Annotated in this window: 15 protein-coding genes and 1 riboswitch; of the genes, 8 read left to right on the top strand and 7 right to left on the bottom strand. The window is 63.9% G+C overall.

All coding sequences use genetic code 11. The features are described from left to right. The first annotated feature begins 238 nt into the window (after positions 1-238). Positions 239-808 carry a CarD family transcriptional regulator gene (locus BHMPCIPO_RS17070; protein WP_173517865.1) on the top strand — a complete coding sequence of 190 codons (570 nt, stop codon included), beginning with the start codon at positions 239-241 and terminating at the stop codon, positions 806-808. 521 nt (positions 809-1,329) lie between these two features. Then, a complete protein-coding gene (locus BHMPCIPO_RS17065) occupies positions 1,330-2,196 on the top strand; it encodes an RNA polymerase factor sigma-32 (protein ID WP_057254889.1) in 867 nt (288 codons plus the stop codon). Between the two features lie 334 nt (positions 2,197-2,530). Here the strand turns inward: BHMPCIPO_RS17065 and BHMPCIPO_RS17060 are convergent, their stop codons facing one another. The 4 genes from BHMPCIPO_RS17060 to thiB form a co-directional block, all read right to left on the bottom strand. Further along, complete coding sequence (locus tag BHMPCIPO_RS17060; protein ID WP_173517864.1) at positions 2,531-4,042, bottom strand: M48 family metalloprotease; 1,512 nt, start codon at positions 4,040-4,042, stop codon at positions 2,531-2,533. A gap of 282 nt (positions 4,043-4,324) precedes the next feature. Next, on the bottom strand, positions 4,325-5,044 hold the full coding sequence (gene thiQ, locus BHMPCIPO_RS17055; RefSeq protein WP_173517863.1) for a thiamine ABC transporter ATP-binding protein: 720 nt from the start codon (positions 5,042-5,044) through the stop codon (positions 4,325-4,327). After that, positions 5,041-6,669, bottom strand: a complete 1,629-nt coding sequence (thiP, locus tag BHMPCIPO_RS17050; protein ID WP_282439049.1) for a thiamine/thiamine pyrophosphate ABC transporter permease ThiP — start codon at positions 6,667-6,669, stop codon at positions 5,041-5,043. Before thiP ends, thiQ begins: the two co-directional genes overlap by 4 nt. Before the next feature lie 7 nt (positions 6,670-6,676). Next, on the bottom strand, positions 6,677-7,687 hold the full coding sequence (gene thiB / locus BHMPCIPO_RS17045) for a thiamine ABC transporter substrate binding subunit (protein ID WP_376741663.1): 1,011 nt from the start codon (positions 7,685-7,687) through the stop codon (positions 6,677-6,679). 148 nt (positions 7,688-7,835) lie between these two features. Further along, positions 7,836-7,953, bottom strand: a riboswitch (TPP riboswitch). A 146-nt stretch (positions 7,954-8,099) separates the two neighbouring features. Between thiB and BHMPCIPO_RS17040 the strand changes: the two genes are divergently transcribed. The 5 genes from BHMPCIPO_RS17040 to BHMPCIPO_RS17020 all read left to right on the top strand — a co-directional run bounded on the left by BHMPCIPO_RS17040 (position 8,100) and on the right by BHMPCIPO_RS17020 (position 12,937). Continuing rightward, positions 8,100-8,585, top strand: a complete 486-nt coding sequence (locus BHMPCIPO_RS17040) for a GNAT family N-acetyltransferase (protein ID WP_173517862.1) — start codon at positions 8,100-8,102, stop codon at positions 8,583-8,585. Positions 8,586-8,669: 84 nt separating this feature from the next. Continuing rightward, positions 8,670-9,320 (top strand): thiamine diphosphokinase, encoded by a 651-nt coding sequence (locus BHMPCIPO_RS17035; protein ID WP_173517861.1) that lies wholly within the window; start codon positions 8,670-8,672, stop codon positions 9,318-9,320. Between the two features lie 3 nt (positions 9,321-9,323). Further along, positions 9,324-11,153 (top strand): ABC-F family ATP-binding cassette domain-containing protein, encoded by a 1,830-nt coding sequence (locus tag BHMPCIPO_RS17030; protein ID WP_173517860.1) that lies wholly within the window; start codon positions 9,324-9,326, stop codon positions 11,151-11,153. Positions 11,154-11,231: 78 nt separating this feature from the next. Further along, positions 11,232-11,723 (top strand): MarR family winged helix-turn-helix transcriptional regulator, encoded by a 492-nt coding sequence (locus BHMPCIPO_RS17025; RefSeq protein ID WP_173517859.1) that lies wholly within the window; start codon positions 11,232-11,234, stop codon positions 11,721-11,723. Then, the gene (locus tag BHMPCIPO_RS17020) at positions 11,720-12,937 is read left to right on the top strand and encodes a multidrug effflux MFS transporter (RefSeq protein ID WP_246304336.1); all 1,218 of its coding nucleotides are present in this window, start codon (positions 11,720-11,722) and stop codon (positions 12,935-12,937) included. The genes BHMPCIPO_RS17025 and BHMPCIPO_RS17020 overlap by 4 nt, the downstream gene beginning before the upstream one ends. Positions 12,938-12,993: 56 nt before the next feature. Here BHMPCIPO_RS17020 and BHMPCIPO_RS17015 read toward each other — a convergent pair whose 3' ends face one another. Then, positions 12,994-14,217: an argininosuccinate synthase gene (locus BHMPCIPO_RS17015; RefSeq protein ID WP_173517858.1), complete on the bottom strand. Its 1,224-nt coding sequence runs from the start codon at positions 14,215-14,217 to the stop codon at positions 12,994-12,996. Between the two features lie 170 nt (positions 14,218-14,387). On the opposite strand from BHMPCIPO_RS17015, the gene BHMPCIPO_RS17010 reads away from it, so the two are divergent. Continuing rightward, positions 14,388-15,029 carry a LysE family translocator gene (locus tag BHMPCIPO_RS17010; RefSeq protein ID WP_173517857.1) on the top strand — a complete coding sequence of 214 codons (642 nt, stop codon included), beginning with the start codon at positions 14,388-14,390 and terminating at the stop codon, positions 15,027-15,029. A gap of 258 nt (positions 15,030-15,287) precedes the next feature. Here the strand turns inward: BHMPCIPO_RS17010 and BHMPCIPO_RS17005 are convergent, their stop codons facing one another. After that, entirely contained in the window at positions 15,288-16,082 is a 795-nt protein-coding gene (locus BHMPCIPO_RS17005; RefSeq protein ID WP_173517856.1) for an ABC transporter ATP-binding protein, read from the bottom strand. After that, positions 16,079-16,957 (bottom strand): ABC transporter permease, encoded by an 879-nt coding sequence (locus BHMPCIPO_RS17000; RefSeq protein ID WP_173517855.1) that lies wholly within the window; start codon positions 16,955-16,957, stop codon positions 16,079-16,081. The genes BHMPCIPO_RS17005 and BHMPCIPO_RS17000 overlap by 4 nt, the downstream gene beginning before the upstream one ends. Between the last annotated feature and the right edge of the window lie 134 nt (positions 16,958-17,091).

Below are 17,091 nucleotides of genomic sequence, written 5' to 3'. Positions count from 1 at the left end.
TCCACAGAGGGTGTTTTTGCGCGCCCGAAAACCATCACGAAAGCAAACGATCTCCAAAACGCGGTTTCTCCCTATACGCAACATGGCTTTGCTCTGTTGTGACCGCATTTCATGAGGCTGTTTGCATTCCTTGGACGGACCAGGATGTACCCACCCGGCGGTATCCCCGTCTTCCCGGGCCTCACTGACCCGGCCCCGGCCAGAATGGCCGGCGCGAAACAGGGAGTTTTTGAAACGAATGACGACCCAGCAGAAAAAATCTTCGACACGCCAGGGCTTCAAGACCGGTGAATCGATCGTTTATCCGGCCCACGGCGTTGGCCAGATCGTGGCGATCGAAGAGCAGGAAGTCGCCGGCATGAAGCTTGAGCTTTTTGTCATCGATTTCGAGAAGGACAAGATGCGTCTGAAGGTGCCGGTGGCCAAGGCTGTCAGCATCGGCATGCGCAAGCTGTCCGAAACCGATTTCGTCGATCGTGCGTTGAAGGTTGTGCAGGGCAAGGCTCGCGTGAAGCGCACCATGTGGTCGCGCCGCGCCCAGGAATACGATGCCAAGATCAACTCCGGCGACCTGATTTCCATCGCGGAAGTCGTCCGCGATCTTTATCGCGCCGAAAACCAGCCGGAACAGTCCTATTCCGAACGCCAGCTCTATGAGGCTGCCCTTGACCGCATGGCGCGCGAAATCGCTGCCGTGAACAAGATGTCGGAGACCGAAGCCGTGCGCCTCGTCGAGGCCAACCTCAGCAAGGGCCCGAAGCGCGGCAAGGCTATCGAAGAAGACGATACCCAGGACGAAGCTGCGTAAGCGCATTTCGCCCGCATCAGTACCTCGCAAAAAGCCCGGTCGTCGCGCCGGGCTTTTTCTTTGACCGAATGGAACCTTTCGCGCTGACGCGCATTTAGATTAGCCGGCAGGAATGCGCCGCTTTCGCGCCGGGCGATCTTGGTTCTGTGATCCATCACCGTTCAGGTTCGTGACTTCGAAGTTAGGGCGCCGCGTCGTTTCTTCAAGTTCCGACGCCGCGGCTCCGGAGCATCCCGCTTCGAGTGGCATCACTGGAAGCGGAAAAGATGCTCTAGAAACAAAGTGCTGGAGCGACCTTAATGCGTTGACCTGAACGCACGGCGCTCTGGAGCGGGATGAGGAAAAGTGCGAGCGGTTTTCGCCCGCATCCCGCTCTGGCTTATTGGAATCGATTACGATGATGTGGATCGATCCGATCCACATAATCGTGATCTGGACGCCCCTGCTGCCGGACGCCTCATCCGTCCGGCCTTTTGGACTTCACACGCAATGGCGCCCGGGCGCCAGTCACGGAGTGATCGATGAAGACTCTCACTGCAGACCGGCGGATGATCAAGATCGCAATGGAGGCCCCCTATCTCGAGCGCGACGAGGAGCACGCGCTGGCCCAGGCCTGGCGGAACGACCATGATCAGGAAGCCCGCAACAAGATCGCCATGTCCCACATGCGGCTGGTGATCTCGATGGCAGCGAAATTCCGCAATTTCGGCCTGCCGATGGGCGACCTGGTCCAGGAGGGCCATATCGGCCTCCTGGAAGCGGCGGCCCGCTTCGAACCCAGCCGTGAGGTCAGGTTCTCGACCTATGCGACCTGGTGGATCCGGGCATCGATGCAGGATTACGTCCTACGCAATTGGTCGATCGTCCGCGGCGGCACGAGTTCGGCGCAGAAGGCGCTGTTCTTCAACCTGCGGCGCTTGCGCGCGCGTCTTGCCCAGGGCGACAGGCAGCTTACATCGCAGGCTATGCATGAGGAAATCGCCGCGGCGCTTGGCGTCAGCATCGCCGATGTGCAGACCATGGATGCGCGGCTATCCGGCAGCGACACCTCCTTGCAGGCCCCCGTCGGCGGCGCCGATTCCGATGGCGGCGAGCGACTGGATTTCCTGGCCAGCGATGCGCCGCTCCCCGACGAACAGGTCAGCGACATGATCGACGGAGAACGCGCCCGTGTGTGGCTTCGCGATGCGCTCGGTGCCTTGACGGAGAGGGAAATGCGCATCATCCGTGCACGACGGCTGTCGGAGGATGGTGCGACGCTCGAAGAGCTTGGCCTCGATCTCGGCATTTCCAAGGAACGGGTGCGGCAGATCGAAACCCGGGCGCTCGAAAAGCTGAGGGTGGCGCTTGCGACCAAAGCGCCGGCCCTGACCGCGGGCATTCACTGAAGCGCGTCGCGACCTTTCAGCTCCGCTCCCCGCGCTTTAAGTCTCTGAGATTTCGCATGTCGTTATTTGCGCGACATGCTTTGGCAGCCAGCACAGGCACCGCGTAGTGGCTTGGACCCAGTCCGAGGCACTACGCATTCGCTCGCATATCGAAGTCCGACCTACTGCCTGTCTCCTTAATTCGACCTCGATTGAAGGACGAAGACATGCAGCCAGTCAAAGTCCTGCAGCGACCTTTGCGCGTCTGATAAGGCGCGCGGCGCTGTAACAGCGAACGCCTGAGCCTTCCGCAGCACAAGCGCGTGCGAACCCGCCTGCGGTGAGGCGCCGTCGCTTACTCGGAAACGATTTTCACCTTGTCGCCCGGCTTCACCGTCGAGGTGACCTGCATTGCGTTGATCACCCGGAACAGGTCGAGTTTGCGATCCGTCCCCATCATGCGGGCGGAGAGCGTCGCGATCGTCTCGCCGGGCCTTACCGTCACGACCCGGATGCGCAGCGGCTTCAGCGACTGGGCCTCGACCGGCGTCATGCGGCGGAACGAGCTGCGCAATTGGTTCGCGGTCGGCTCGAGTGCGCTCGACCCCTTCGGAACGGCGGTCAGGAAGCGGTAGATGCGGTTGTCGATGCGGATGACGGTGACGTCGAAGTCCCAGCGATCGGCGGAGGCGCGCGCGGTCGCGGCATCGAGGCCGTTGACATTGATCGGCCTGATCGTGTCGGGCTGCAGGCCGGTGACCCAGCCGCTGGCGATATAGTCGGTCAGGCTGCGGCCGCCCGTGTCCGCCACGCCGTCGAAGCGCACGGCGATGTCGCCCGGGCCGGTGGCAAGAACCGCTTCCGCCTTGTTGTCGATCTGGAAGCCGGTCGGCACGTCGAAGCGGATGCCGAGCTGGCCGTGCAGGAAGGTCTGGCCGCGGACATAGCCTTCCTGCGGGCTGTCGCCGTAGAGCAGGCCATCGATGCCGGCGAGGTAGTAGTCGCGGCCGCGATCGCCGCTGGTGCCTTCCGGGCCGAAGGCGCGGGCATGCCGGCGCGCAAGGTCCACACGCTGCGGCGCGTTCGGGTGGCTCGACAGGAAGTCGAGGCTCTGGTCGGATTCCGGGTCGACCGCGGTGAAGCGGCTATAGGCCGCCATCGAATCGAGGAAGCGTGCCGCGGCATAGGGGTCGTAGCCGGCTTCGCCGAGCATGCGCACGCCGATCACGTCCGCCTGGAGTTCCTGGTTGCGCGAAAAGGCCGCAAGCCGAAGCTTGCCGCGGGCGAGCGCCTGCTTGCCGGCAAGATCGGACGACAGCACTTCGGAGACCACGCGACTGGCGATGACTTCCGCTTCCTCGCGCTGTTGGCGTTCGATACCGTGGTTGGCGGTGACGTGCGCCATCTCGTGCGACAGGACGGCTGCCACCTCGGAGGCATCGTTGGCGAGGGCGAGCAGGCCGCGGGTGACGTAGAGATAGCCGCCCGGCAACGCAAAGGCGTTGATTGCCGGCGAATTCAGAATGGTGATGCGGTAGGACTGCTGCGGGTTTTCCGAGACGGCGGTCAGCGCTCCGGCGATGCGGGCGACCAGCCGTTCGGTCTTCGCGTCCTTGTATTCGCCGCCATAGCTTGCAACGATGCGCGGATGTTCGCGCGCGCCCATTTTGGCGCGCGGGTCGTTTTTCTGGACCTCGTCGACAATCTGCGGATTGGACGAAGGCGAAACGGTCGGCTCGTAGGATTGCTCGATCACCGACTGGCATGCGGAGAGAAGCATGGTCGCGAGCAGTGCAACCACGGCGCGTGCACGCAGCCGTCCGCGCTTCGGCGGGAACCGGTCGTGTGTGACTGTCTGCCTCTCCATGCCTCAGCCCGTTTCCCGTCGGTCGCTCCGGAACGACCGCGTTGAAAGTCCTACTTTTTCAGTCCGGCAGCATTGCTCCGCCGCGACTGTTCAGCCCTGGTCTTGCTGTATCTGATTTCAGCGCCACCTGCCTAGTTTGTCTCGGTAGAAATAGTTGCCCCGTGGTATCACGGCAACGGATGCGCGAATATTCGCGCCCGCGGCCGGATATTTCGCGCGTCGCATGGCGTCGCGGTCAAATTGTGGCAATCGGCTGAGGGCGAGGCGAAACTGCACTCTCCTTCACGCGTTGCCAAGAAAACGGTCGATTGCCGCATCGTCGCGCCGCTCCAGGAAGCGGTCGAGCGTATCGTGTGCAATGATACGCCCCTGGTCGAGAAAAAGCACGCTATCGGCCAGAGCCTTCACGTCTTCGGGATGGTGTGTGATCATCAAGATGGTGTTGCCTTCTTCCGCGTGCAGCTCGCGAAGCAGCGTGCGCATGCCGCTGCGCATCCCGGGATCGAGGGCAGCGAAAGGTTCATCCAGCAGGAGGAGGGGGCGGTGCCGCACGAGTGCGCGGGCGAGCGCGACCCGCTGGCGTTCCCCGCCGGAAAGCGTGGACGGCAGTCGTCGTCCGAAGCCTTCAAGCCCAACGCGGCGAAGCGCGTCCTCGATCTTCTTCCGATCTTCGTCCGTCAGGCGAAGTGCGGGATCGATGCCGAGGCCGACATTGGTCGCGACATCGAGATGGGCGAAGAGATTGTTGTCTTGGAAGATCATCGAGACCGGGCGCTCGGAAGGTGTCCGGTTGCCAGCGTTCTCACCGAGGATACGGATCTCGCCGTAGTCGGCATCCTCAAAACCTGCAATGAGGTGGAAGAGCGTCGACTTGCCGGTCCCGGAGGCGCCGGCAACGGCAACGATTCCGCCGGCGGCGATCGTGCAATCGAAGCGCAGCGTGGTCGCTTCGAAACGAACCTCGACATTGCGCAGTTCTATGGCAGCGGTGGGCTCGGTCATGCTTTGCGTCTTTCCGGCCGGCGGACGTCGTCCGCCGTGCCGAGGATGGTGAAGATCAGGCAGAGAAGCCCGAGGAAGAGGGCGAGGCCGGCCGCATCGGCCGTGCGGTAGCTGCCCATACGGCTATAGAGCAGCCAGGGAAGCGTCACCATGTCCTGCGAACCGAAGAGCGCGACGGCACCGAGATCGCCGAGCGACAGCGCCATGGCGAAGGAGAGCGCCATCAGCAACGGTTTGCGAAGGGCGGGAAAGTCGATCCATCGCAGGCGATGAAAGCCGCGGATGCCGAGGCTTGCCACCAGCCGTTCAGAGCGCGCCGTGTGCGTCGCCATAGCCGGCGCCAGGATACGGTGGACGAAGGGGAGCGCCATCAGGGCATTGATCGCCACGACAATGACAGGCGCAAAGCGCGCGACATCACCGAAGGGGCGGAGGAGCAGGAACCAGCCGGCGCTGAGCACGACCGGCGGCACCAGCAGGATGAGCGAGGTGCTGGCGCCGATCATACCGGCAAAGCCGTGCGCCAGCTTTCCGGCATGCCGGGGCGCGGTCATTGTTGCCGCGGCGCGGATCATGACGGCCGCCATGGAAACGGAGGCGAATGCCGAGGCAAGCGCGATCGCAGCACTCGTCATCAGCGCCCGGTGCACGTTCGGGTCCCGGGCGAGCTTGAGGAGATCGGCCTGCAGCCCGGAGACGACCACCGCAACCAGGGGGGCGATGAGGAAGAGCAATGCCAGGACGATCCAGGTGCCATCGTTGAGACGCGCTACGGGTGCCGCGCCATCGAAGCGGCGAACCGTGCGGCCACCGGTCATGCCCTCCTCCGGCTCCGTTGCCAGACGTCTGAGAATGAAAAGCAGGACGCCGGTCATGGCGATCTGCAAGCCGGACAGCGCGATGGCGCGCGGCGGATCGAAATCGAAGCGCAGCGCCTGGTAGATCGCGACCTCGATCGTGCTGGCCGCCGGCCCGCCGCCAAGCGTCAGCACGAGCGTGAAGCTGGTGGCGCAGAGCATGAAGACGAGGCCGGCCACACCCGGCAGCAGGCCGCGAACAACAGGCCATTCGATGAAGCGGAAAAGCGCGTGGGACGCCATGCCGAGATTGGCGGCGCTGCGCCAGTATTCGGCGGGAATGCGCTCGAGACCGGCCAGGAACAGGCGCGCCGCAAGCGGCATGTTGAAGAAGACATGGGCGAGCAGGATGCCGAACAGGCCGTAGATGCTGACCGGCCGCTCAAGACCAAGCCAGCGCAGGCCCGCATTGAGGAACCCTTGGCGTCCCCAGATTTCGATGAGTCCAAGCGCGCCGACGAGAACGGGCAGACCGAGCGGCAGCGCCATCAGCCGCAAGAGCCAGATGCGGCCGAAAAACTGCGGCCGCCGCGCCAGCGCCCGCGCCACCGGTATCGCGAAGAGCACCGATAGCAGCGTGGAAAGGCTTGCCTGCAGCAGCGTGAAGCGGGTGACGCGCCAGATATAGGCGTCGAACAGGGGGCCCTCGCCCGCGCCGCCGGTCTCAGCGAGCAAGGCGGCGATCGCCAGGCCGACGAAGAGCAGGAAGGCGCCGAGGCAAAATGCCCCGGCGGCAACCGTCATGCGGTTTTCGCGAAGCGCGAACAATCCGGCCTCAGTTCTTGCTCATCGCGGCAAGCCACTCGTCGATCCAGGCCTTGCGGTTCTTCGCGACCTCTTCCGACGGCAGCAGCAAGGTCTTTTCCGGAGTGACCAGCTTGTTGAAAGCATCCGGCAGCGGCGCGCTGGTGGCGCCAACCGGCATCATCCAGTTGGTCGTCGGGATGATCGACTGGAACTCCGGCCCGGTCATGAAGCTCAAGAACTGCTTAGCCAGTTCCGGCTCCTTGGCATTCTTGGTCATGCCGGCGACTTCGATCTGGATGTAGTGGCCTTCGGAGAAAGCGGCCGCCTGGTAGCGGTCGGTGTTCTCAGCAACCATGTGGTAGGCGGGCGAGGTGGTATAGGAGAGCACCATCGGCGCTTCGCCCTTGGTGAAGAGGCCATAGGCTTCCGACCAGCCGGGGGTGACCGTCAGGACGCGATCCTTGAGCTTTGCCCAGGCGGCACCCGCCTCATCACCATAGACGGCCTTGACCCAGAGCAGCAGACCGAGGCCGGGCGTCGAGGTGCGCGGGTCCTCGATGACGATCTTCTGCGACGCGTCGCCTTCCACCAGTTCCTTGAGGCTCTTCGGCGGCGTCTTCAGCGTTTCGGTGTCATAGACGACGGCGAAGTGGCCGTAGTCATAGGGCAGGAAGGTATCGTCGGAGAAGTCGCCCGGGACCTTGAGGTCCTTGGCGTCGACCCCGTGCGGCGCGAAGAAGCCGGTTGCCTTGGCTTCCGCCACGAGGTTGGTGTCGAGACCGAGCACGATGTCGGCCTTCGAAGCTTCGCCTTCGAGCTTCAGGCGGGTAAGCAATTCGACGCCATCGGCAACGCCGACATAGTTGACCTTGCACTCGCACGTCTTTTCGAAGGCTTCCGCCACCTTGGCGCCGGGGCCCCATTCGGTGATGAAGCTCTCATAGGTATAGACCGTCAGCGTCTTGTCGGCAGCCGTTGCATAACCAGCGAAAACAAGGCTTGCCGCGGCAGCCAGAGCTAGAGCGCGGAAGCGCTCCAGCTTCTTACTTTTGCGCAATTCCGGACGCAAAACCGCGTCGCACTTTTGCTGGAATTGCTTTAGCCGGCTAATCATTTTGAGCTGTGATGAATTGGACATGCGAAGCACCTCTCCCAATGTTCGTTGTTGCACGGGAAAAGGGCGTATCGGTGCGATCGCGTCTAATCCCTCCGCCGGTATGAGCCGGATCAGGTTCCGCGGGTTGGCGTTTCACGCCTCTCAGCCTTCGGCCGTCATGCGGTCGGAAGGCACCCCGTTAGAGCGCCAAGAGATTTACCGCCACGTTGGTTCCATGGCAAGCGTGTTTGGTGCAAGCCGAGACTGGTGCGGCTCCGGGCATGGCGTCCGCGCTTGCGTAAGCCGGCAGCCGCGTTAAGACAAAAACTGCAGAGAGCCGCGAGGAGGAAATGCCATGCCAGATATGCTCGTTCGACTATATGCCTTGCCGGCGCAGCCCCAGTCGAAGCTTGGCCCGGGCATCCGCATTCGCCGCGCCATGGCGCCCGAGCGCCGCCTGGTCGTCTCCTGGATCGAGAGGACTTTCGGCGCCGGCTGGGGGGGCGAGGCGGAAGCGGCCTTTTCCTCGACCCCGACGCGCATTCATATCGCGGTGCATGACGAGAAGATTGTCGGTTTCGCCTGCTACGACGTGACCGCGCTCGGTTTCTTCGGCCCGACCGGCGTCGACGAAGGCATGCGCGGGCAGGGCATCGGCGAGGCGCTGCTGATCGAAAGCCTGACGGCGATGCGCGAGGCTGGCTACGGTTATGCGGTCATCGGCGGGGTCGGCCCGGCGAAGTTCTATGAGCGGGTGACCGGCGCCATCGAGATTCCGGATTCGACGCCTGGCGTCTATGCCGGCATGCTGTCTCCCGATCTGGTGCCGGATGGCCATTGACGGCTCTCGCAAAATCTTGAGATCCGAGCGTCTTGCAGCTTTCTTCGTTTTCCTTCCGCGGTCCTTTGCGCTATGGGCTTTGCCATGGCTCGATCGACCTTCACCATTCTGCTTGGCGGTGCGCTCACAAGCACCGACCGGCTGACACGCCAGCTCGGCGGAAGCCGCTTCGTCGCGGCTGACGGCGGCATGCGGCACGCCCGTCTGCTCGGCATCGTCCCGGATGTCTGGGTCGGTGATTTCGATTCGACTGAAGACACCCTGCTTTCCGAATTCGCCTCCGTTCCGCGCGAGGCCTATCCGGCGGCAAAGGCGGCCACGGATGGCGAGATCGCCGTCGAGGCTGCCCTGTCGCGTGGTGCCGATAGCTTGATCTTTGCCGGTGCGCTTGGCGGCACCCGCAGCGACCATGCCTTCCTGCACCTGTTGCAGGCGGTCGCCCTTGCCGAGCGCGGGCTTTCGGTGCTGATGACCTCCGGCGAGGAAGAGGCCTATCCGCTGCTTGCCGGTACGCTCGAACTCGACCTGCCGAAGGGTTGCCTCTTTTCGGTCCTGGGATTGACCGAGCTTACCGGTCTTTCGATCGTCAATGCGCGTTACCCGCTCGACGATTTCACCCTGCCGTTCGGCTCGTCCCGAACCGTTTCCAATGTTGCGGAGGGTCCCCTTCGCTTCAGCCTCAAGAGCGGCCGCGCCATCGTGCTTGCCCGCCCCTATGATCTTACCGGAGCCTGAGCCTTGGCGCCCCCCATTCTGAAACTCGACGACATCTTCCTCACCTTCGGCGGCACGCCGCTTCTGGCCGGCGCCAACCTGCAAGTGGAGCCGGGCGATCGGATCTGCCTGGTCGGGCGCAACGGCTCGGGCAAGTCGACGCTGATGAAGATTGCCGCGGGTCTTGCGGAAGCACAGTCGGGCGAAGTGTTCCGCCATCCCTCGGCGACCATTCGCTATCTGCACCAGGCGCCGGATTTCGACGGCTACGACACGGTGCAGGCCTATGCCGAGGCGGGGCTCGGGCCGAGCGACGACCCCTATCGCGTCGCCTATCTGTTGCAGCATCTGGGACTGACCGGCGAAGAAGACCCGAAGCGGCTCTCCGGCGGCGAGGCGCGCCGGGCGGCGCTCGCCCGCGTCATGGCGCCAGAGCCCGATATCCTGCTGCTTGACGAGCCGACCAACCATCTCGACCTGCCGACGATCGAATGGCTGGAAGACGAGCTTACCCGCAGCCGCTCGGCACTGGTGCTGATCTCGCACGACCGGCGCTTCCTGGAGAAGGTATCGACGGCGACCGTCTGGCTCGATCGTGGCCAGTCGCGCCGGCTCGACCGCGGCTTTGCGCATTTCGAAGCGTGGCGTGACGAGGTGCTGGAAGCGGAAGAGCTGGAGCAGCACAAGCTCGGCAAGGCGATCGAACGCGAGGAGCATTGGCTGCGTTACGGCGTGACTGCGCGGCGCAAGCGCAACATGCGCCGTCTCGGCGAACTGCAGACCATGCGGGCGGCCTATCGTGGCCACAAGGGACCGCAGGGGACAGTGCAGGCGACGGTTGCCGATGCCAAGGAATCCGGCAAGCTGGTGATCGAGGCCGAGAAGATCAGCAAGGCCTATGGCGAGCGCACCATCGTTGCACCCTTCTCGATCCGCGTGCATCGCGGCGACCGCATCGGTCTCGTTGGCCCGAATGGTGCCGGCAAGACGACGCTTCTGAAGATTTTGACCGGGCAGATCGAACCGGACAGCGGCACGGTCAAGCTCGGCACCAATCTCGAAATGGCGACGCTCGACCAGAGGCGCGAAGACCTCAATCTGGATGACACGCTGGCACACTACCTGACGGACGGCCGCGGCGATAACCTGCTGGTCAATGGCGAGCAGCGCCACGTCACCGGTTACATGAAGGACTTCCTGTTCCAGCCGGAGCAGGCGCGCACCCCGATCCGCGAACTCTCCGGCGGCGAGCGGGCAAGGCTGATGCTGGCGCGTATCCTGGCGCGGGCGACGAACCTCTTGATCCTCGACGAGCCGACCAACGACCTCGACATCGAGACCCTCGACCTCTTGCAGGAGATCGTCGCCGGCTTTGCCGGAACGGTGATCCTCGTCAGCCACGACCGTGATTTCCTCGACCGCACGGTCACCTCGACGATCGCGCCGTCAAACCCCGAGGAGCCGGACGGCCGCTGGATCGAATATGCCGGCGGCTATTCCGACATGATGGCGCAGCGCAAGGGCGCGATCGAGGAGAAGCGCAGAGCCGAAAGGGTGGAGAAGGCCAAGGCCAACGACACGGCCGCACCCGCCGCCGAAGCGCCAAGGGCCGCCAAAGGCAAGCTTTCCTACAAGCAGAAATTCGCGCTCGAAAACCTGCCGAAGGAGATCGCCAAGGCGCAGGCCGAGGCCGCCAAGCGCGAAGAGAAGATGGCCGACCCCAACCTTTTCACAAAAGACCCAAACGCTTTTGCGAAGCTCGCGCAGGAACTGGAGAAGCTTCGTGCGGATCTGGCCCGCATGGAGGAGGAATGGCTGGAGCTCGAAATGTTGCGTGAGGAGCTCGAAGGCTAAGCCACAACCGGTGGCGCGTTGAACGCTGTCAGGGGATATGATAAGGAAAACTTATTATATCTTTTATGCACGATCCTGATGCCCTTCAAACTCGAATCCGAAACCATTGGAATGCTGCTGACCGACGTCTCGCGCCTGTTGCGTGGGGCTTTCGATCGCAAGGTCAACGCCATGGATCTGGGCATCACCCCCGGCGAGGCGCGCACGCTCATCCAGGTGGCGCTCACCGAAGGCATCAAGCAGGCCGAGATCGCCACCCGCATGGGCATCGAGCCGATGACGCTTTCGGCCTATCTCGATCGGCTGGAGGCGATGGGCCTCGTCGCCCGCGTTCCGGATCCGGCCGACCGCCGCGCCAAGAACGTCGTGATCAGCGACAAGGCCGATCCGCTGCTCACCGAGCTGATGGCCGGGCTGCGGGAGATGATGAACGCCTATACCGCCGGGCTCGACGAGGCGGCGCGTGAACATCTCTGTTCGAACCTGCGCATTCTGCGCGACAATCTGCGCCGCCTCGATCCGTGCCTCGCCGGCAAGGAGACGGGAGAGAAGTCCGGAGACGCTCGATGACGCGCCGCATGAGCGAACGGCGCACGAGCATCATCGGCGCCATGCTGGCGACCATCGGCCCGATCTCGATGTCGATCTACACGCCGGCGATGCCGGAACTGGTGACTGCCTTCGGCAGCACCGAGGCGGTGATCAAGCTCACGCTTTCGGTCTATTTCGCCGGCTTTGCCATGGCGCAGCTTCTGGCCGGGCCGATGTCCGATGCCTTCGGCCGGCGGCCGGCGACGGTGGGTTTCGTCGGCGTCTACATGCTCGGCAGCCTCATTGCCGCCTTTACGCCCTCGGTCGAATGGCTGCTCGCCGGCCGTCTCGTGCAAGGCGTCGGCGCCTCCGTCGGTATGACGGTGGCGCGGGCCATCGTGCGCGACCAGTTCGTCGGCGCGGAATCGGCGCGCATCATGAACCTCATCGGCATCATGCTGGCGATCGGTCCGGCCATCGCGCCGACGATCGGCGGGCTGGCGCTCGCCACCTTCGGCTGGCAGTCGATCTTCTTCCTGCTGGTCGGCTTCGGCCTCATGCTCGCGACCGTCGTGCTTGCCTTCATGCGGGAAACCAGCGTGCCAGACCGGTCGCGGGCGCGTCCTGCGGGGCTCGCGAAGGCCTATGGCGAGCTTGTCCTCAATGCCCGCTTCATCTCTGCGGTCATCGTGCTCGGTGGCTCCGTCGGCGCGCTCTATGCCCAGGCGACGATGCTGCCCTTCATCCTGATTGGCAAGGTCGGCATGACGCCGACGGCCTTTGGCCTCGGCATGATGATGCAGAGCGGCGCCTATTTCTTCGGATCGATCTCGCTGCGCTTCGCCGTGCCCAAGCTAGGCGGCGAGGGGTCGGTGCGCGCGGGGCTTTCGATGCTCGGCCTCGGCGGGCTGATGATGGCGATCTCTGTCCGGGCGATCGAGCCCAGCTACCTCACGATCATGGTGCCGGTCGCCTTCCTCACCTTCGGCATCGCCTTCCTGACGCCGCACATGTCGACGGCGGCACTTTCGTCCTTCCCGCATATCGCCGGCTCCGCTTCGGCGATGATGGGTTTCATCCAAATGACCTGCGGCTTCCTCGGGGGGCTTGCTGCGGCGCTCATCGGCATGCCCACCCTCGCCTTCGGGACGGTCATCCCGTTGATGGTGCTGACAGCGATCTTAAGCTACGTCTGGTTCCTCCGCGCGACGCAGAGGGAAGTGCTTGCCGCCGCACCGTCGCCCGGGGAATAGGGCAACGAAAAGGCCCGCATCGCTGCGGGCCTCGATCGATCCAATCCGGTTAGTCGTCACTGGTTGCGGTTGCGTGCGGCCAGCGTGCGCAGGCGCAGCGCGTTGAGCTTGATGAAACCGGCGGCGTCCTTCTGGTCATAGGCGCCCTGGTCGTCCTCGAAGGTGACCAGCTTGTCGGAATAGAGCGACTTGGCGCTCTCGCGGCCGATCACCATGACATTGCCCTTGTAGAGCTTCAGCGTCACTTCGCCTTCGACATGCTCCTGGCTCTTGTCGATTGCCGCCTGCAGCATCTCGCGTTCCGGCGAGAACCAGAAGCCGTAATAGATCAGCTCGGCATAACGCGGCATCAGCTCGTCCTTGAGGTGAGCGGCGCCGCGGTCGAGCGTAATGCTCTCCATCGCACGGTGGGCGGCGAGCAGGATCGTGCCGCCGGGGGTCTCGTAGACGCCGCGCGACTTCATGCCGACGAAGCGGTTTTCGACGAGGTCGAGGCGGCCGATGCCGTTGTCGCGGCCATATTCGTTGAGCTTGGCAAGGAGGGGCGCCGGCGACAGGCGCACGCCGTTGATCGAGACGGCGTCACCGCGCTCGAAGCCGATCTTGATGACTGTTGCCTTGTCGGGAGCGGCCTCGGGCGAGATCGTGCGCATGTGCACGTATTCCGGTGCTTCCTGGGCCGGATCTTCCAGAACCTTGCCTTCGGAGGAGGAGTGCAGGAGGTTGGCGTCGACGGAGAACGGCGCCTCGCCCTTCTTGTCCTTGGCAACCGGGATCTGGTGCTTCTCGGCGAATTCGAGCAGTTCGGTGCGGCTCTTGAACGACCAGTCGCGCCAGGGGGCGATGATCTTGATATCCGGGTTGAGCGCGTAAGCCGAGAGTTCGAAGCGAACCTGGTCGTTGCCCTTGCCGGTGGCGCCATGGGCGATCGCGTCGGCGCCGGTCTTCCTGGCGATGTCGATCAGGTGCTTGGAGATCAGCGGCCGGGCGATCGAGGTGCCGAGCAGGTAGACGCCCTCATAGACGGCATTGGCGCGGAACATCGGAAAGACGAAATCCTTCACGAATTCCTCGCGGACGTCCTCGATGTAGATCTCCTTGATGCCGAGCATTTCGGCCTTCTTGCGGGCCGGCTCAAGCTCTTCGCCCTGGCCGAGGTCGGCGGTGAAGGTCACCACTTCGGCGCCGAGTTCGGTCTGCAGCCACTTCAGGATGATCGAGGTGTCGAGACCGCCCGAATAGGCGAGAACGACCTTTTTCACGTCTTTATGCGATGCCATGGTTTCTGTCCGTCTGGTCGTGGGAGAGCGGCGATGCCGCGTGCAAATCTGCGGCACTTTAGCCAGAACCTGCGGCGATACAAGCGGAAGAACGCCTGACGGAGCGAATCCGCTGGCAAAAGCACCGGCGCGGGACTAGAGAAGGCGACTGTGCGCCGAGGAGACCGACGATGGACTTCATTCCCAGCCTGCCGACCCTCTTCACCTTTGCGGCCGCGACGCTGCTCTTGGCGGCAACACCCGGCCCGGACATGACGCTTTCGATCAGCCGGGCGCTGGCTCAGGGTAAAAGGGCCGCGCTCTTCGTGGTGCTCGGCACCAGCTTCGGCATCGTCGTGCATACGCTTTTGGTCGCGTTCGGCATCTCGGCGTTGATCACTGCCTCGCCGACCGCCTTCACCATCCTCAAGACCGGTGGTGCCGCCTATCTGCTGTGGCTCGCGGTCCAGGCGGTCCGCTTCGGTTCGAGCATTTCCGTTCAGAAGGTCGAGGTGACGGAAGGCACGGCGCTTGCCAACATCTCCGCCGGCTTCTGGGTGAACCTCTTGAACCCCAAGGTCATCATCTTCTTCATGACCTTCCTGCCGCAGTTCGTCAGCGCCGACGATCCTTCGGTCACCGGCAAGCTTTTGTTCCTCGGCCTCTTCTTCATCGTGATCGGCATGCCGGTCAACATGCTGGTCGTCTTCACCGCCGACTGGCTGGCGTCCTGGCTGCAGCGCAACAAGGGCATCATGCGGGCGCTCGACTTCAGCTTCGCCGGCGTCTTCTCGGTGTTTGCGGTGAAGATCCTCATGACAACGGCGCGGTAAGGCGCGGCGGCCGGATTTGCCCCTCATCTGCCTGCCGGCATCTTCTCCCCGCTCGCGGGGAGAAGAGCGCATGCTGCGCCGATCGGCGCGATACGCGACGTCGGCGGAGCCATCTTAGAAGGGGTGTCGATTGCAGCCTGTGCCGTTGGCTGGCGGGAACCGAGCGATCGCCGCTTGTCTCTTCTCCCCGTGTCCACGGGGAGAAGATGCCGGCAGGCAGATGAGGGGCAAACCCGGATCGGTTCCAGGTAGACCGGCTCAGCCGATCAGCAGCGCGTCGTCGTCGAGCGTCTGGCCGCGGATGCGGCGGAACATGGCGATCAGGTCCTCGACCTGCAATTCCTTGCGGCTGTCGCCGGCGACGTCGAGCACGATCTCGCCGCCGTGCAGCATGATGGTGCGGTGGCCATAGTCGAGCGCCTGGCGCATCGAATGGGTGACCATCATCGTCGTCAGCTTGCGCTCCGAGACGATCTTCTGCGTGAGGTTCATCACGAACTCCGCCATGCCCGGGTCGAGTGCTGCGGTGTGCTCGTCGAGCAGCAGCACTTCCGAACCTGCAAGCGTCGCCATGACTAGCGAAACCGCCTGGCGCTGGCCGCCGGAGAGCAGGTCCATGCGGTCGCCCATGCGGTTTTCAAGTCCGAGATTGAGCTCGGCGATGCGTTCGCGGAAATGCTCGCGGCGCTTGGGCCCGAGCGCCGCGGTGAGGCCGCGCGCTTCGCCGCGCTTGGCGGCGAGCGCCAGGTTTTCCTCGATCGAGAGCGCGCCGCAGCTGCCGGTCAGCGGATCCTGGAAAACGCGGGCGACAAGGCCGGCGCGGGCGGCGGTGCCCTTGCGGGTGACGTCGGTCTTGCCGATTGTCACCTGGCCTGCACTTGGCAGCACGTCGCCGGCGAGAACGCCAAGGAGCGTCGACTTACCGGCGCCGTTGGAGCCGATGACGGTGACGAACGAGCCTTGCTCGATGGTCAGGCTGACGCCGTTCAGTGCCTGCTTCTGCAGCGGCGTGCCCTTGCCGAAGACGACCTGGATGTTCTGGACGCTGATCATGCCGCACCTCCACGACGCAGGCGGGGAAGGATAAGGGCGAAGGTCACGAGCGCGGCCGTCACGAAGTTGAGGTCGGAGGCCTGCAGCCCGAGCATGTCGGTCGACAGCGCCAGCTGGATGGCGATGCGGTAGAGGATCGAGCCGAGCACGCAGCCGATCAGCGCGATCAGGATACCGCGGGCACCGAGCAGCGTCTCGCCGATGATGACGGCCGCGAGACCGACGACGATGGTGCCGACGCCCGAGGTGACGTCGGCAAAGCCGTTGGTCTGAGCAAAGAGCGCGCCGCCGAAGGCGACGAGCGCGTTGGAGATCGCCATGCCGAGATAGATCTGGCGGTTGGTGTCGACCCCCTGTGCGCGGGCCATACGGGCATTGGCGCCGGTGGCGCGCATCGCGAGACCGGCATCGCTTTCGAGGAAGCGCCAGACGACGACGACGGCGATGAGGACGAGCACGCCGATGAACAGCGGACGGACATAGAAATCACGCAGACCGAGGCCGTAGAAGGGCGACAGCATCGTGTCGGCATTGATCAGCGCGACGTTCGGCTTGCCCATGACGCGCAGGTTGACCGAGAAGAGCGCGATCATCGTCAGGATCGAGGCGAGCAGGTTGAGGATCTTGAAGCGCACGTTGAGCATCGCCGTGACGATGCCGGCCACGGCACCGGCGACCATCGCCACGCAGGCGGCAAGCCACGGATTGACGCCGGCGATGATCAGAACGGCGGTGACGGCAGCCCCCAGAGGAAACGATCCATCGACGGTCAGGTCGGGGAAATCGAGTACCCGGAAAGCGAGAAAGACGCCGACGGCAACGAAGGCGTAGACCAGCCCCAGTTCCACGGCTCCCCAGAAAGCGATTAGACTCAACCCCAGACCCTCTTTTCCACGTGTCGCGCTTGGTTGTCCTTATGTGCGCGACGCTCCCGCCTGGCATATTCGCCCGACGGTGGGGCGCCTATGCTGCTTAGAACTTTGGAGCGGCCTCGATATCCCGGGCCTCT

Origin of the sequence: Ensifer sesbaniae, from assembly GCF_013283665.1 — a bacterium.
GTDB classification, from domain to species: domain Bacteria; phylum Pseudomonadota; class Alphaproteobacteria; order Rhizobiales; family Rhizobiaceae; genus Ensifer; species Ensifer sesbaniae.
This window is presented reverse-complemented; position numbering and strand designations above follow the sequence as displayed.

Bases quoted from the DNA above. Each gene is read 5' to 3' on its own strand.
- BHMPCIPO_RS17070 (WP_173517865.1), top strand. From the start codon at position 239: ATGACGACCCAGCAGAAAAAATCTTCGACACGCCAGGGCTTCAAGACC.
- BHMPCIPO_RS17065 (WP_057254889.1), top strand. From the start codon at position 1,330: ATGAAGACTCTCACTGCAGACCGGCGGATGATCAAGATCGCAATGGAG.
- BHMPCIPO_RS17060 (WP_173517864.1), bottom strand. From the start codon at position 4,042: ATGGAGAGGCAGACAGTCACACACGACCGGTTCCCGCCGAAGCGCGGA.
- thiQ (WP_173517863.1), bottom strand. From the start codon at position 5,044: ATGACCGAGCCCACCGCTGCCATAGAACTGCGCAATGTCGAGGTTCGT.
- BHMPCIPO_RS17040 (WP_173517862.1), top strand. From the start codon at position 8,100: ATGCCAGATATGCTCGTTCGACTATATGCCTTGCCGGCGCAGCCCCAG.
- BHMPCIPO_RS17035 (WP_173517861.1), top strand. From the start codon at position 8,670: ATGGCTCGATCGACCTTCACCATTCTGCTTGGCGGTGCGCTCACAAGC.
- BHMPCIPO_RS17025 (WP_173517859.1), top strand. From the start codon at position 11,232: ATGCCCTTCAAACTCGAATCCGAAACCATTGGAATGCTGCTGACCGAC.
- BHMPCIPO_RS17020 (WP_246304336.1), top strand. From the start codon at position 11,720: ATGACGCGCCGCATGAGCGAACGGCGCACGAGCATCATCGGCGCCATG.
- BHMPCIPO_RS17015 (WP_173517858.1), bottom strand. From the start codon at position 14,217: ATGGCATCGCATAAAGACGTGAAAAAGGTCGTTCTCGCCTATTCGGGC.
- BHMPCIPO_RS17010 (WP_173517857.1), top strand. From the start codon at position 14,388: ATGGACTTCATTCCCAGCCTGCCGACCCTCTTCACCTTTGCGGCCGCG.
- BHMPCIPO_RS17005 (WP_173517856.1), bottom strand. From the start codon at position 16,082: ATGATCAGCGTCCAGAACATCCAGGTCGTCTTCGGCAAGGGCACGCCG.